Raw genomic sequence first — 12,674 nt, 5'->3', positions numbered from 1 at the left:
GCCCGACGGGCCGGGCGGTCCGAGTCCGACGTTCCCACTAGGCGAGCGGGTCCGGGGCAGCGGTGATGCCCAGCTCCGCCAGCTTGGCCTTTCCGCCGTCCACGGCGGTCAGCACCAGCGGGCCGTCCTCCGTCAGCGCGACCGAGTGCTCCCAGTGCGAGGACCAGGTGCCGTCGGTGGTGATCACGGTCCACTCGTCCGCCAGCACCTCGGTGTGCGGGGTACCGAGCGACACCATCGGCTCGATGGCGAGGCAGAAGCCGGGGATCAGCTTCGGGCCCTTGCCGCGCTTGCGCGAGACGTAGTTCAGCAGATGCGGGTCCATGTGCATCTCGGTGCCGATGCCATGGCCGCCGTACTCCTCGATGATCCCGTACCGCCCGCCGCCCGGCTTGGGCTGGCGCCGGATGTAGGTCTCGATGGCACGGGAGACGTCGACCAGGCGGTTGCCGCTCTTCATCGCGGCGATACCGGCCCACATGGACTCCTCCGTCACCCGGGAGAGCTCGATCAGCTCCGGGGCGTGGCCGCTCCCGACGAACACGGTGAACGCGGCGTCGCCGTGCCAGCCGTCGATGACCGCCCCCGCGTCGATGGAGATGATGTCGCCGTCCTTGAGCACGGTCTTGTCGTCCGGGATGCCGTGCACGACGACCTCGTTGACCGAGGTGCAGATGGTGGCGGGGAAGCCCCCGTAGCCCAGGAAGTTCGACTTGGCCCCGTGGTCGGCGATCACCTTGCGGGCCACCCCGTCCAGATCCCGGGTGGTGGCGCCGGGCACGGCGGCCTCACGGGTCGCCGCGTGGATGGCGGCGACGACCAGTCCCGCCTCACGCATCTTCGCGATCTGCTCGGGGGTCTTGATCTGCACCATGGGGTACGGCGCCTTTCCGGTTCGGAGAGTGGTCGGAGGTGTTCAACGAGTGGGGTAATCAACGATACGGCCGCGGCGTCCCTGGGACACCGCGGCCGTATCGGCTACAGCTGAATGGGTCAGGCCTGCGCGGCCCGGTCACCGCGAAGGGCCTCCATCGCCCGCTCGGTCACCTCGGCGACCTTGCCCAGCGCGAAGATCGTGACCACCAGGCCCTGGGCCTTGTAGTAGTCGATGATCGGTTCGGTCTGGGTGTGGTAGACCTCGAGTCGCTTGCGCACGGTCTCCTCGGAGTCGTCGTCACGCTGGTACAGCTCGCCGCCACAGGCGTCGCAGACGCCTTCCTGCTTCGCCGGGCTGTACGTGACGTGGAAGACGTGCGCGCTGTCGTTGCGGCAGATGCGGCGGCCAGCGATCCGCTTCACGACCTCGTCCTCGGGGACCTCGAGGTCCAGCACCGCGTCCAGCTTCATGCCCTCGGTCTTGAGCATCTCGTCGAGTGCCTCGGCCTGCGAGACGTTGCGCGGGAAGCCGTCCAGCAGGAAGCCGTTCGCCGCGTCGGGCTGCGCCATGCGGTCCTTGGCCATACCGATGGTGACCTCGTCGGGTACGAGGTTGCCCGCGTCCATGTACGCCTTGGCCTGCTTGCCGAGCTCCGTGCCCTGGCTGATGTTGGCCCGGAAGAGGTCGCCCGTGGAGATGTGCGGGATCGACAGGTTCTTGGCGAGGAACGCGGCCTGCGTTCCCTTGCCCGCACCGGGCGGCCCGACGAGGACGATTCGCATCAGCGGAGGAACCCTTCGTAGTTGCGCTGCTGGAGCTGGCTCTCGATCTGCTTCACGGTCTCGAGACCGACACCCACGATGATGAGGATGCTGGTGCCACCGAACGGGAAGTTCTGGTTGGCACCGCCGAAGCCCGCCAACGCCATCGTCGGCACAAGAGCGATCAGACCCAGATACAGCGAGCCCGGCCAGGTGATCCGGTTGAGCACGTAGCTCAAGTACTCAGCAGTAGGTCGACCAGCCCGGATACCCGGGATGAAGCCACCATACTTCTTCATGTTGTCCGCGACTTCCTCGGGGTTGAACGAGATAGCCACGTAGAAGAAGGCGAAAAAGACAATCAGGAGGAAGTACGCGGTGATGTAGTACGGGTGGTCGCCCTTCACGAAGTGCGTTTCGATCCAGGTCTTCCAGCCCGCGTTGGAGTTCGAGAACTGCGCGATCAACGCGGGGATGTAGAGCAGCGAAGAGGCGAAGATGACAGGAATCACACCTGCCTGGTTCACCTTCAACGGGATGTACGTGGATGTACCGCCGTAGGACCTGCGGCCGATCATGCGCTTCGCGTACTGCACCGGGATACGGCGCTGGGCCTGCTCGACGAACACGACGAGGGCCACCATCACAAAGCCGACCACGATGACCGTGCCGAACTCGATCCAGCCCTTGGCGAGCTTGCCGCTCTCCTTGATCGCCCACAGGGCGCCCGGGAAGCCGGCGGCGATCGAGATGAACATCAGGATCGACATTCCGTTGCCGATGCCGCGGTCCGTGATCAGCTCGCCGAGCCACATGACGACCGCCGTACCGGCGGTCATGGTGATCACCATGGTGGCGGTGACGAAGATCGACTGGTCGGGGACGATCTCACTGCCGACGGCGCAGCCCTGGAACAGCGCACCGCTACGGGCCGCGGCCACGATGCCGGTGCCCTGGAGGACGGCGAGCGCGATGGTCAGGTAGCGGGTGTACTGAGTGATCTTGGACGTACCCGCCTGGCCCTCCTTCTTGAGGGCTTCCAGACGCGGGATCACCACGGTCAGCAGCTGAAGGATGATGCTCGCGGTGATGTACGGCATGATGCCGAGCGCGAAGATCGTGATCTGCAGCAGAGCACCGCCGCTGAACATGTTGACGAGGCCGAACAGGCTTCCCTGGTTCTTCGACGCCTGGTCCACACAGATCTGGACGTTCTCATAGCTGACGCCGGGCACCGGGATGTGCGCCCCGACCCGGAACAGCACGATGATGCCGAGCGTGAAGAGCAGCTTCTTGCGCAGGTCGGGCGTCTTGAACGCCCGGGCGAACGCGGTGAGCACGGTGCCTCCTGCGACCCCCGCGCAAAGCGTCAGAGGTGACGGTCTTGAGGTTCGACGAATACGTATGGTCAAGCAGCAAGAGCCGCGAGGTATGCCCGTGGGTCAGCCCTTGCGGCCCTGATTCCCTCTACCGGAGTAGTGGGAAGGGCGGTTCGGGAGTCACACCCCCGGCAAATACAGCAACAACGCTCGCCACCTTACCTGCGAGTGTGCCCACCTTGGAACGACCAACCGGGGATGCCCCGTTTAGGAGGCATCCCCGGAAGGTGTTCAGGCCATCGGCTCGTCAGACGAGCTCGGTGACGGTGCCGCCGGCGGCACCGATCTTCTCCTTGGCGGACCCGGAGACGGCATCGACCGTCACCTGGAGCGCCACGGAGATCTCGCCCTGGCCAAGGACCTTGACGAGCTGGTTCTTGCGCACCGCACCCTTGGCGACCAGGTCGGCCACCGTGACCTCGCCACCCTGCGGGTAGAGAGAGGCCAGCTTGTCCAGGTTCACGACCTGGTACTCGGTGCGGAACGGGTTCTTGAAGCCCTTCAGCTTCGGGAGACGCATGTGGAGGGGCATCTGCCCACCCTCGAAGCGCTCCGGAACCTGGTAGCGGGCCTTCGTGCCCTTGGTACCACGACCAGCCGTCTTACCCTTCGACGCCTCACCACGACCAACACGGGTCTTGGCAGTCTTGGCGCCGGGGGCGGGACGGAGGTTGTGGATCTTCAGCGGGTTCTGCTCCGCCATGATCAGTCGACCTCCTCAACCGTCACGAGGTGGCGGACGGTGTGCACCATTCCGCGGAACTCGGGGCGGTCCTCCTTGACGACCACGTCGTTGACCCTCTTCAGGCCAAGCGAACGCAGGGTGTCGCGGTGGTTCTGCTTGCTGCCGATGTACGACTTCTTCTGCGTGATCTTGAGGCGGGCCATTACGCACCCGCTCCCGCACCGGCACGCGCACGCAGCAGAGCCGCAGGGGCGACGTCCTCGAGCGGCAGACCACGGCGCGCCGCGATCTCCTCGGGACGCTGCAGACCCTTCAGGGCCGCCACGGTCGCGTGGACGATGTTGATCGCGTTGGACGAGCCGAGCGACTTCGACAGGATGTCGTGCACGCCGGCGCACTCGAGCACGGCACGCACCGGGCCACCGGCGATAACGCCGGTACCGGGGGACGCCGGCTTGAGCAGGACGACGCCCGCAGCCTTCTCACCCGTGATCGGGTGCGGGATGGTGCCCTGGATACGGGGGACCTTGAAGAAGTGCTTCTTGGCCTCCTCAACACCCTTGGCGATGGCGGCCGGCACCTCCTTGGCCTTGCCGTAACCGACACCCACGGTGCCGTCACCATCGCCCACCACGACCAGCGCGGTGAAGCTGAAGCGACGACCACCCTTCACAACCTTGGCGACACGGTTGATCGCGACAACGCGCTCAACGTAAGCGGTCTTCTCGGCGGCAGCTGCGCCGCCGTCACGGCCCTTCCGGTCCCGCCGCTCGCCGCCACCGGCACCGCTTCCGCGGCGCTGGGGTCCAGCCATTGGAATTACCTCTCTTCGTTTTCCGCTGAGCTACGGAACCGGCTCAGAACTTCAGGCCGGCTTCGCGGGCGGCGTCCGCCAGGGCGGCGATGCGCCCGGCGTACTGGTTGCCGCCACGGTCGAACACGACAGCCTCGACGCCGGCGGCCTTGGCACGCTCGGCCACGAGCTGGCCGACCTGCTTCGCCTTCGCCGACTTGTCGCCTTCGCCGCCGCGGATGGACGAGTCCAGGGTGGACGCCGACGCGAGCGTGTGGCCCGCGATGTCGTCGATGACCTGAGCCGTGATGCCGCGGTTGGACCGGGTGACGACCAGACGCGGACGCGCCGGAGTACCCGAGATCTTCTTGCGGATGCGGATGTGGCGACGCTTCAGGGAAGCGCCCTTGTAGGCCTTGCCCTTGGCAATCTTCACGCCGTATGCCATGGCTACTTACCAGCCTTTCCGACCTTGCGGCGGATGACCTCGCCCGCGTACTTCACGCCCTTGGCCTTGTACGGGTCGGGCTTGCGCAGCTTGCGGATGTTCGCGGCGACCTCGCCGACCTTCTGCTTGTCGATGCCCTCGACCGAGAACTTGGTCGGCGACTCGACCTTGAAGGAGATGCCCTCAGGGGCCTCCACCAGGATCGGGTGGCTGTAGCCGAGCTGGAACTCCAGGTTGGAGCCCTTCGCGGCGACGCGGTAACCGACACCGCTGATCTCGAGCGCCTTGACGTATCCCGTGGTCACACCGGTGATCATGTTCGCCACCAGCGTGCGGGACAGGCCGTGAAGGGCCTTGTTCTGACGCTCGTCGTTGGGGCGGGTGACGTTGAGAACGCCGTCCTCACCCTTCACGATCTCGATCGGCGCGGCAACGGTGTGGCTCAGGGTGCCCTTGGGGCCCTTCACCTGGACCGTACGGCCGTCGATGGTGACATCCACGCCGGCGGGAACCGGGATGGGGAGCTTGCCGATACGCGACATTGCTTTTCCTCCGTTCCCGACTACCAGACGTAGGCGAGGACTTCCCCACCCACGCCCTTCTTCTGCGCCTGCTTGTCGGTGAGCAGACCGTGCGACGTGGAGATGATCGCCACGCCCAGGCCGCCGAGCACCTTCGGCAGGTTGGTGGACTTCGCGTAGACCCGGAGACCGGGCTTGGAGATCCGCTTGATGCCCGCGATGGAGCGCTCACGGTTCGGGCCGAACTTCAGCTCGAGGACGAGGTTCTTGCCGACCTCGGCGTCCTCGACCTTCCAGCCCGTGATGAAGCCCTCCTGCTGGAGGATCTCCGCGATGTGCGACTTGATCTTGCTGTGCGGCATCGTCACGGAGTCGTGGTACGCCGAGTTCGCGTTACGCAGACGGGTCAGCATGTCCGCGATCGGATCAGTCATGGTCATGAATTGGCCTTCGGCCTCTCTCGCCGGGGTTTCCTGTATGCGCCATCCCTCTCCCCGCACAGGGGCGGGACGGGTGCGGCGCGGGGACCTACGGCGTAGTAAGTCGATCAGGGCGGCGGGCGCCCAACCCCACAAGCCTACGGCATGTGAGGAAGGGCCCCGCCGTCCCGTTGCTTACCGAGAGCCTCTGGTAATCCGGGAAACCCGGGATTACCAGGAGCTCTTGGTCACGCCCGGCAGCTCGCCACGGTGAGCCATCTCACGAAGGCACACGCGGCACAGGCCGAACTTGCGGTACACGGAGTGCGGACGGCCGCAGCGCTGGCAGCGGGTGTACGCACGCACACCGAACTTGGGCTTACGAGCAGCCTTGGCAATCAGAGCCTTCTTCGCCATCTCGCTTACGCCTCCTTGAACGGGAAGCCGAGGTGACGGAGAAGGGCACGGCCCTCAGCGTCGTTGGTCGCCGTGGTGACCACGGTGATGTCCATACCCCGGACGCGGTCGATCTTGTCCTGGTCGATCTCGTGGAACATGACCTGCTCGGTGAGACCGAAGGTGTAGTTGCCACGACCGTCGAACTGCTTGGGGGACAGACCACGGAAGTCGCGGATGCGCGGCAGCGCGAGCGACAGGGTGCGGTCCAGGAACTCCCACATGCGGTCGCCACGGAGCGTGACGTGGGCACCGATCGGCTGACCCTCACGCAGCTTGAACTGCGCGATGGACTTGCGAGCCTTGGTGACGGCCGGCTTCTGACCGGTGATCGTGGTGAGGTCCTTGATGGCACCCTCGATCAGCTTGGAGTCGCGGGCGGCGTCGCCCACACCCATGTTGACCACGATCTTCACGAGGCCGGGGACCTGCATGACGTTCTCGTACGAGAACTCCTCACGCAGCTTGCCCGCGATCTCCTCGCGGTACTTCGTCTTCAGACGCGGAGTGGTGGTGGTAGCCATCAGATGTCCTCACCCGTCCGCTTGGCAACGCGGATCTTGTTGCCCTCGTCGTCGAAGCGGTAACCGACGCGGGTCACGACCTTATTGCCGTCCTTCTCCACGACGAGCTGAACGTTGCTCACGTGGATCGGGGCCTCGGTGGTGACGATGCCGCCGGCCTGCGAGGCACGACCCGGCTGGTTGGCCTTCGTGTGCTTCTTGACCCGGTTGACACCCTCGACCAGGACGCGGTCCTCGCGGGGGAAGGCCGCGATGACCTTGCCCTGCTTGCCCTTGTCCTTGCCGGTGATGACCTGTACCAGGTCGCCCTTCTTGATCTTCATGCTTACAGCACCTCCGGCGCGAGCGAGATGATCTTCATGAACTTCTTCTCGCGCAGCTCACGGCCAACGGGGCCGAAGATACGGGTGCCGCGAGGGTCGCCGTCGTTCTTCAGAATGACGGCGGCGTTCTCGTCGAAGCGGATGTACGAGCCGTCCTGGCGGCGGCGCTCCTTGACGGTGCGAACGATGACCGCCTTGACGACGTCACCCTTCTTCACGTTGCCACCGGGGATCGCGTCCTTGACGGTGGCGACAATGACGTCACCGATGCCCGCGTAGCGGCGGCCCGAGCCACCGAGAACACGGATGCAAAGGATCTCCTTGGCACCAGTGTTGTCGGCGACGCGAAGCCGCGACTCCTGCTGGATCACGTCTATCTCCTGTTTGTCTGCCGGTTCCCGGCAGGGGCTTCACCGTTGCGGGTGCGGCCCCTGCCGAGCCTGGCGGAACTGACTTGAGGGAAACCCCTCAAGCTGTGTCTTTTGGACTCCCCTTGCGGGAAGTTCCTTACTTGGCCTTCTCGAGGATCTCGACGACGCGCCAGCGCTTCGTCGCGGACAGCGGCCGGGTCTCCATGAGGAGGACACGGTCGCCGACACCCGCGGCGTTCTGCTCGTCGTGCGCCTTGAGCTTGTTCGTACGGCGGATGACCTTGCCGTACAGCGCGTGCTTGACGCGGTCCTCGACGGCGACGACGACGGTCTTGTCCATCTTGTCGCTGACGACCAGACCCTCACGGGTCTTGCGGAAGCCGCGCTCCTCGGTCTTCTTCTCAGTCACGTTGCTCTCGCTCATCAGGCGTTCTCCACCGTCTCGATGCCGAGCTCACGCTCACGCATCAGGGTGTAGATCCGGGCGATGTCCTTGCGGACGGCCTTCAGCCGGCCGTGGTTCTCGAGCTGGCCCGTCGCCGCCTGGAAGCGGAGGTTGAACAGCTCTTCCTTGGCCTCGCGGAGCTTGGCAACAAGCTCCTCGTTGCCCAGCTCGCGCAGCTCGGACGCCTTGATACCGACCGACATCACGCTTCACCTGCCTCGCGCTTGACGATCCGGCACTTCATCGGCAGCTTGTGAGCCGCACGAGTCAGAGCCTCACGCGCAATCTTCTCGTTCGGGTAGGACAGCTCGAACATGACCCGGCCCGGGTGCACGTTCGCGACCCACCACTCCGGGGAACCCTTACCGGAACCCATGCGGGTCTCGGCGGGCTTCTTCGTCAGCGGGCGGTCCGGGTAGATGTTGATCCAGACCTTGCCGCCACGCTTGATGTGGCGGGTCATCGCGATACGAGCCGCCTCGATCTGGCGGTTGGTCACGTACGCCGGAGTCATGGCCTGGATGCCGTACTCGCCGAACGCAACCGTCGTACCACCCTTGGCCATACCGCGGCGCTTGGGGTGGTGCTGCTTGCGGTGCTTGACCCTACGGGGGATCAGCATTTCGGTCAGGCCTCCGTTCCGGTGCTCTCAGCCGGAGCGGCAGCGGCGGCGGGAGCGTCGGCCTTGGGGGCCTCGGCAGCCGGCGCGGACTGCTGCTGCGGCTTGCGACCGCGACCGCCACGCTCGCCACCGCGGCCACCACGGCCGGCCGGGCGGTCAGCGCCGCCACGGGCCGGGCGGTTGCCGGCGCGGGCAGCGGCGTTCTCGGCGCGGACCTCGGCGATGTTCTTGACGTCGCCCTTGTAGATCCAGACCTTCACGCCGATGCGGCCGAAGGTCGTCTTGGCCTCGAAGAAGCCGTACTCGACGTTCGCGCGGAGCGTGTGCAGCGGCACACGGCCCTCGCGGTAGAACTCCGAGCGGGACATCTCGGCGCCGCCGAGACGGCCACCACACTGGATCTTGATGCCCTTGGCGCCCGCCTTCATCGCCGACTGCATGCTCTTACGCATGGCGCGGCGGAAGGAGACACGGGAGGACAGCTGCTCGGCCACGGCCTGAGCCACGAGCTGAGCGTCGACCTCGGGGTTCTTGACCTCGAGGATGTTCAGCTGAACCTGCTTGCCCGTGAGCTTCTCGAGCTGACCACGGATCTTGTCGGCCTCCGCGCCGCGGCGGCCGATGACGATGCCGGGACGCGCGGTGTGGATGTCCACCCGCACGCGGTCACGGGTGCGCTCGATCTCAACCTTCGAGATGCCGGCGCGCTCCATGCCGGACGTCAGCATCCGACGGATGGCGACGTCTTCCTTGACGTAGTCCTTGTACAGCTTGTCGGCGTACCAACGGGACTTGAAGTCCGTGGTGATGCCGAGCCGGAACCCGTGCGGGTTTACCTTCTGGCCCATTACCGGGTTCCTTCCTTGCTGCTGACGACCACGGTGATGTGGCTGGTCCGCTTGCGGATCCGGTAGGCACGGCCCTGAGCACGCGGACGGAACCGCTTCAGGGTCGGGCCCTCGTCGACGTACGCCTCGCTGATGAACAGCGAAGAGGCGTCCGTGTGGTCGTAGTTGTGCGCGGCGTTGGCGATGGCGCTGTCCAGCACCTTGCCAACCGGCACGCTCGCGGCCTGCGGGGCGAAACGCAGGACCGCCTGAGCCTCCGTGGCATCCATGCCACGGATGAGGTCCACCACGCGGCGGGCCTTCATGGGCGTGACGCGGATGTACCGCGCCTGGGCCCTGGCTTCCATGGTTGTCCCTTCGGTGTAAGTCATAGTCGTTCACACCCCGCGATTAGCGGCGCTTCGACTTCCGGTCGTCCTTGACGTGGCCGCGGAAGGTGCGAGTCGGCGAGAACTCGCCGAGCTTGTGGCCGACCATGGACTCGGTGACGAACACCGGGACGTGGGTCTTGCCGTTGTGCACCGCGATCGTGTGGCCCAGCATGGCCGGGACGATCATCGAGCGACGGGACCAGGTCTTGATGACGTTCTTGGTGCCGGCTTCGTTCTGTACGTCCACCTTCTTGATGAGGTGGTCGTCGACGAAGGGCCCCTTCTTGAGACTGCGCGGCATCTAAACCCGCTCCTAGCGCTTCTTGTTCGTCTTGCGGCGGCGGACGATGTACTTGTTGCTCGCCTTCTTGGGAGAACGAGTACGACCCTCCTTCTGACCCCACGGCGAGACCGGGTGGCGACCACCGGAGGTCTTGCCCTCACCACCACCGTGCGGGTGGTCGACCGGGTTCATGGCGACACCGCGGACGGTCGGGCGAACGCCCTTCCAGCGCATACGGCCGGCCTTGCCCCAGTTGATGTTCGACTGCTCGGCGTTGCCGACCTCGCCGACAGTGGCGCGGCAGCGGGCGTCGACCAGGCGGATCTCACCGGACGGCATGCGCAGGTGGGCCATGGAGCCCTCCTTCGCCAGCAGCTGCACGGAGGCACCCGCGGAGCGGGCGAACTTCGCGCCGCCGCCGGGCCGCAGCTCGATGGCGTGGATGGTCGTACCGACCGGGATGTTGCGCAGCGCCAGGTTGTTGCCGGGCTTGATGTCGGCGGCCGGGCCGTTCTCGATCCGGTCGCCCTGGCTCAGGCCACGGGGGGCGATGATGTAGCGCTTCTCGCCGTCCGCGTAGTGCAGGAGCGCGATGCGCGCGGTGCGGTTGGGGTCGTACTCGATGTGCGCGACCTTGGCCGGCACGCCGTCCTTGTCGTGACGACGGAAGTCGATCACACGGTAGGCGCGCTTGTGGCCACCGCCCTGGTGGCGAACGGTCACACGACCGGCGTTGTTACGGCCGCCCTTGCTGTGCAGGGGGCGGACCAGCGACTTCTCCGGCGTGGACCGCGTGATCTCGACGAAGTCGGCGACGCTGGAGCCACGACGGCCCGGAGTCGTCGGCTTGTACTTGCGGATACCCATTTCTCAGTCCTCGTCCGATATTCGGACGATCCAGACCTCCGTCAGGAGGCCGGACCGCCGAAGATGTCGATACGGTCGCCCTCGGCAAGGGTCACGATGGCGCGCTTGGTGTTGGCGCGCTTGCCGAAACCGGTGCGGGTGCGCTTGCGCTTGCCCTGGCGGTTGATCGTGTTCACCCCGGTGACCTTGACCGAGAAGACCGCCTCGACGGCCTGCTTGATCTGGGTCTTGTTCGCACGCGGGTCGACGACGAACGTGTACTTGTTGTCGTCCAGCAGCGCGTAGCTCTTCTCGGAGACGACCGGCTTGATCAGCAGGTCGCGCGGGTCCGTGAAGGTCTTGCTGGTGATCGTGGCCTCGGACATCAGGCCTCGCTCCCTTCGGTCTCAGCGGCCTTGGGGCCAGACACGAAGGACTCGAAGGCGGCCTGGGTGAAGACCACGTCGTCGGAGACGAGCACGTCGTACGTGTTCAGCTGGCCCGGCTCCAGGATGTGCACCTGGGGCAGGTTGCGGGCGGACAGCCACGCGGCCTCGTCGCTGCGGTCGACGACCAGGAGCAGGTTCTTGCGCTCCGAGATCTTGCCGAACAGCGTCTTGGCGGCCTTGGTGGAAGCCGCACCCTCGACCACGCCGGAGACGACGTGGATACGGGAGTGGCGGGCCCGGTCGGTGAGGGCACCGCGCAGGGCGGCGGCCTTCATCTTCTTCGGGGTCCGCTGCGAGTAGTCACGCGGCACGGGACCGTGGACGACGCCACCGCCGGCGAACTGCGGCGCACGGGTCGAACCCTGGCGCGCGCGGCCGGTGCCCTTCTGGCGGTAAGGCTTCTTGCCACCACCACGGACTTCGCCACGGGTCTTGGTCTTGTGCGTGCCCTGACGGGCAGCGGCCAGCTGCGCGACGACGACCTGGTGGATCAGCGGAACGCTGACCTTGGCGTCGAAGATCTCCGCGGGGAGCTCGACGCTACCGGCCTTGTCGCCAGCGGGCGAAAGGATGTCAATGGTGCTCATCGTTACCTCAGGCCCCCTTGGCCGCGGTACGGACCAGGACGAGGCCGCCGTTCGGACCAGGAACCGCGCCCTTGATGAGCAGCAGACCCTTCTCCGCGTCAACGGCGTGGACGGTCAGGTTCTGGGTGGTGACCCGCTCGTTGCCCATGCGGCCCGCCATACGGAGGCCCTTGAACACACGGCCGGGGGTGGCGCAGCCACCGATGGAACCGGGCGAGCGGTGCTTGCGCTGGGTGCCGTGTCCGGCGCCGAGGCCACGGAAGTTGTGGCGCTTCATGACACCGGCGAAGCCCTTGCCCTTGCTCTTGCCGGTCACGTCGACCTTCACGCCGGCCTCGAACACCTCAGCGGTGATCTCCTGGCCGAGCGCGTACTCGGAGGCGTCCGCGGTGCGGATCTCGACGAGGTGGCGACGGGGGGTGACGTCGGCCTTGGCGAAGTGGCCCTTGAGGGGCTTGTTCACCTTGCGCGGGTCGATCTCGCCGAAGGCGATCTGGACCGACTCGTAGCCGTCGACGTCGTTCGTACGAACCTGGGTGACGACGTTGGGGCTGGCCTTGACGACGGTGACCGGAACAACACGGTTGTTCTCGTCCCACACCTGCGTCATGCCGAGCTTCTCGCCCAGGATGCCCTTGATCTGCTTAGCCATCTCTCAGATCACCG

23 protein-coding genes are annotated in these 12,674 nt (G+C 66.1%); all 23 read right to left on the bottom strand.

Annotated elements, in window-relative coordinates:
• Window positions 1-37: 37 nt before the first annotated feature.
• The 23 genes from map to rplC all read right to left on the bottom strand — a co-directional run bounded on the left by map (window position 38) and on the right by rplC (window position 12,660).
• Window positions 38-874, bottom strand: a complete 837-nt coding sequence (map, locus tag ACFV6V_RS20920; RefSeq protein WP_385567030.1) for a type I methionyl aminopeptidase — start codon at window positions 872-874, stop codon at window positions 38-40.
• A 119-nt stretch (window positions 875-993) separates the two neighbouring features.
• Window positions 994-1,659: an adenylate kinase gene (locus tag ACFV6V_RS20915; protein ID WP_385567027.1), complete on the bottom strand. Its 666-nt coding sequence runs from the start codon at window positions 1,657-1,659 to the stop codon at window positions 994-996.
• Entirely contained in the window at window positions 1,659-2,978 is a 1,320-nt protein-coding gene (secY, locus tag ACFV6V_RS20910; RefSeq protein ID WP_361283336.1) for a preprotein translocase subunit SecY, read from the bottom strand. The genes ACFV6V_RS20915 and secY overlap by 1 nt, the downstream gene beginning before the upstream one ends.
• Window positions 2,979-3,264: 286 nt before the next feature.
• Window positions 3,265-3,720: a 50S ribosomal protein L15 gene (rplO, locus tag ACFV6V_RS20905; RefSeq protein ID WP_385567024.1), complete on the bottom strand. Its 456-nt coding sequence runs from the start codon at window positions 3,718-3,720 to the stop codon at window positions 3,265-3,267.
• A gap of 2 nt (window positions 3,721-3,722) precedes the next feature.
• Window positions 3,723-3,905: a 50S ribosomal protein L30 gene (gene rpmD / locus ACFV6V_RS20900; protein WP_215183645.1), complete on the bottom strand. Its 183-nt coding sequence runs from the start codon at window positions 3,903-3,905 to the stop codon at window positions 3,723-3,725.
• Complete coding sequence (rpsE, locus tag ACFV6V_RS20895) at window positions 3,905-4,516, bottom strand: 30S ribosomal protein S5 (RefSeq protein WP_242329302.1); 612 nt, start codon at window positions 4,514-4,516, stop codon at window positions 3,905-3,907. Before rpsE ends, rpmD begins: the two co-directional genes overlap by 1 nt.
• A gap of 43 nt (window positions 4,517-4,559) precedes the next feature.
• Window positions 4,560-4,943, bottom strand: coding sequence for a 50S ribosomal protein L18 (gene rplR / locus ACFV6V_RS20890; protein ID WP_338677245.1), 384 nt, complete (start codon window positions 4,941-4,943; stop codon window positions 4,560-4,562).
• 2 nt (window positions 4,944-4,945) lie between these two features.
• Window positions 4,946-5,485, bottom strand: coding sequence for a 50S ribosomal protein L6 (gene rplF, locus ACFV6V_RS20885; RefSeq protein ID WP_385567021.1), 540 nt, complete (start codon window positions 5,483-5,485; stop codon window positions 4,946-4,948).
• A gap of 20 nt (window positions 5,486-5,505) precedes the next feature.
• Window positions 5,506-5,904 (bottom strand): 30S ribosomal protein S8, encoded by a 399-nt coding sequence (rpsH, locus tag ACFV6V_RS20880; RefSeq protein ID WP_338677247.1) that lies wholly within the window; start codon window positions 5,902-5,904, stop codon window positions 5,506-5,508.
• Window positions 5,905-6,114: 210 nt separating this feature from the next.
• On the bottom strand, window positions 6,115-6,300 hold the full coding sequence (locus ACFV6V_RS20875) for a type Z 30S ribosomal protein S14 (RefSeq protein ID WP_003956452.1): 186 nt from the start codon (window positions 6,298-6,300) through the stop codon (window positions 6,115-6,117).
• Window positions 6,301-6,305: 5 nt separating this feature from the next.
• Window positions 6,306-6,863 carry a 50S ribosomal protein L5 gene (gene rplE / locus ACFV6V_RS20870; protein ID WP_153486744.1) on the bottom strand — a complete coding sequence of 186 codons (558 nt, stop codon included), beginning with the start codon at window positions 6,861-6,863 and terminating at the stop codon, window positions 6,306-6,308.
• Complete coding sequence (rplX, locus tag ACFV6V_RS20865; RefSeq protein WP_105868304.1) at window positions 6,863-7,186, bottom strand: 50S ribosomal protein L24; 324 nt, start codon at window positions 7,184-7,186, stop codon at window positions 6,863-6,865. The genes rplE and rplX overlap by 1 nt, the downstream gene beginning before the upstream one ends.
• Window positions 7,187-7,188: 2 nt before the next feature.
• The gene (gene rplN, locus ACFV6V_RS20860; RefSeq protein WP_003956455.1) at window positions 7,189-7,557 is read right to left on the bottom strand and encodes a 50S ribosomal protein L14; all 369 of its coding nucleotides are present in this window, start codon (window positions 7,555-7,557) and stop codon (window positions 7,189-7,191) included.
• 136 nt (window positions 7,558-7,693) lie between these two features.
• Window positions 7,694-7,981 carry a 30S ribosomal protein S17 gene (gene rpsQ, locus ACFV6V_RS20855; RefSeq protein ID WP_338677250.1) on the bottom strand — a complete coding sequence of 96 codons (288 nt, stop codon included), beginning with the start codon at window positions 7,979-7,981 and terminating at the stop codon, window positions 7,694-7,696.
• Complete coding sequence (rpmC, locus tag ACFV6V_RS20850) at window positions 7,981-8,205, bottom strand: 50S ribosomal protein L29 (protein WP_361283346.1); 225 nt, start codon at window positions 8,203-8,205, stop codon at window positions 7,981-7,983. The genes rpsQ and rpmC overlap by 1 nt, the downstream gene beginning before the upstream one ends.
• On the bottom strand, window positions 8,205-8,624 hold the full coding sequence (rplP, locus tag ACFV6V_RS20845) for a 50S ribosomal protein L16 (protein ID WP_005313579.1): 420 nt from the start codon (window positions 8,622-8,624) through the stop codon (window positions 8,205-8,207). Before rplP ends, rpmC begins: the two co-directional genes overlap by 1 nt.
• 5 nt (window positions 8,625-8,629) lie before the next feature.
• Window positions 8,630-9,472, bottom strand: a complete 843-nt coding sequence (rpsC, locus tag ACFV6V_RS20840) for a 30S ribosomal protein S3 (protein ID WP_385567016.1) — start codon at window positions 9,470-9,472, stop codon at window positions 8,630-8,632.
• On the bottom strand, window positions 9,472-9,819 hold the full coding sequence (gene rplV, locus ACFV6V_RS20835; RefSeq protein ID WP_009327087.1) for a 50S ribosomal protein L22: 348 nt from the start codon (window positions 9,817-9,819) through the stop codon (window positions 9,472-9,474). The genes rpsC and rplV overlap by 1 nt, the downstream gene beginning before the upstream one ends.
• A gap of 43 nt (window positions 9,820-9,862) precedes the next feature.
• Window positions 9,863-10,144: a 30S ribosomal protein S19 gene (gene rpsS / locus ACFV6V_RS20830; RefSeq protein WP_003956461.1), complete on the bottom strand. Its 282-nt coding sequence runs from the start codon at window positions 10,142-10,144 to the stop codon at window positions 9,863-9,865.
• Window positions 10,145-10,156: 12 nt separating this feature from the next.
• A complete protein-coding gene (gene rplB, locus ACFV6V_RS20825) occupies window positions 10,157-10,993 on the bottom strand; it encodes a 50S ribosomal protein L2 (protein ID WP_361283350.1) in 837 nt (278 codons plus the stop codon).
• A 41-nt stretch (window positions 10,994-11,034) separates the two neighbouring features.
• Window positions 11,035-11,358 (bottom strand): 50S ribosomal protein L23, encoded by a 324-nt coding sequence (gene rplW, locus ACFV6V_RS20820; RefSeq protein ID WP_361283352.1) that lies wholly within the window; start codon window positions 11,356-11,358, stop codon window positions 11,035-11,037.
• Window positions 11,358-12,008, bottom strand: coding sequence for a 50S ribosomal protein L4 (gene rplD, locus ACFV6V_RS20815; protein WP_385567011.1), 651 nt, complete (start codon window positions 12,006-12,008; stop codon window positions 11,358-11,360). Before rplD ends, rplW begins: the two co-directional genes overlap by 1 nt.
• Window positions 12,009-12,015: 7 nt before the next feature.
• Window positions 12,016-12,660 carry a 50S ribosomal protein L3 gene (gene rplC, locus ACFV6V_RS20810; protein WP_361283356.1) on the bottom strand — a complete coding sequence of 215 codons (645 nt, stop codon included), beginning with the start codon at window positions 12,658-12,660 and terminating at the stop codon, window positions 12,016-12,018.
• Between the last annotated feature and the right edge of the window lie 14 nt (window positions 12,661-12,674).

It is taken from the genome of Streptomyces sp. NPDC059828, from assembly GCF_042731955.1.
Lineage (GTDB): Bacteria > Actinomycetota > Actinomycetes > Streptomycetales > Streptomycetaceae > Streptomyces.
The sequence above is the reverse complement of the archived record's forward strand: the minus strand, read 5'-3'. Positions and strand labels throughout refer to the sequence as shown.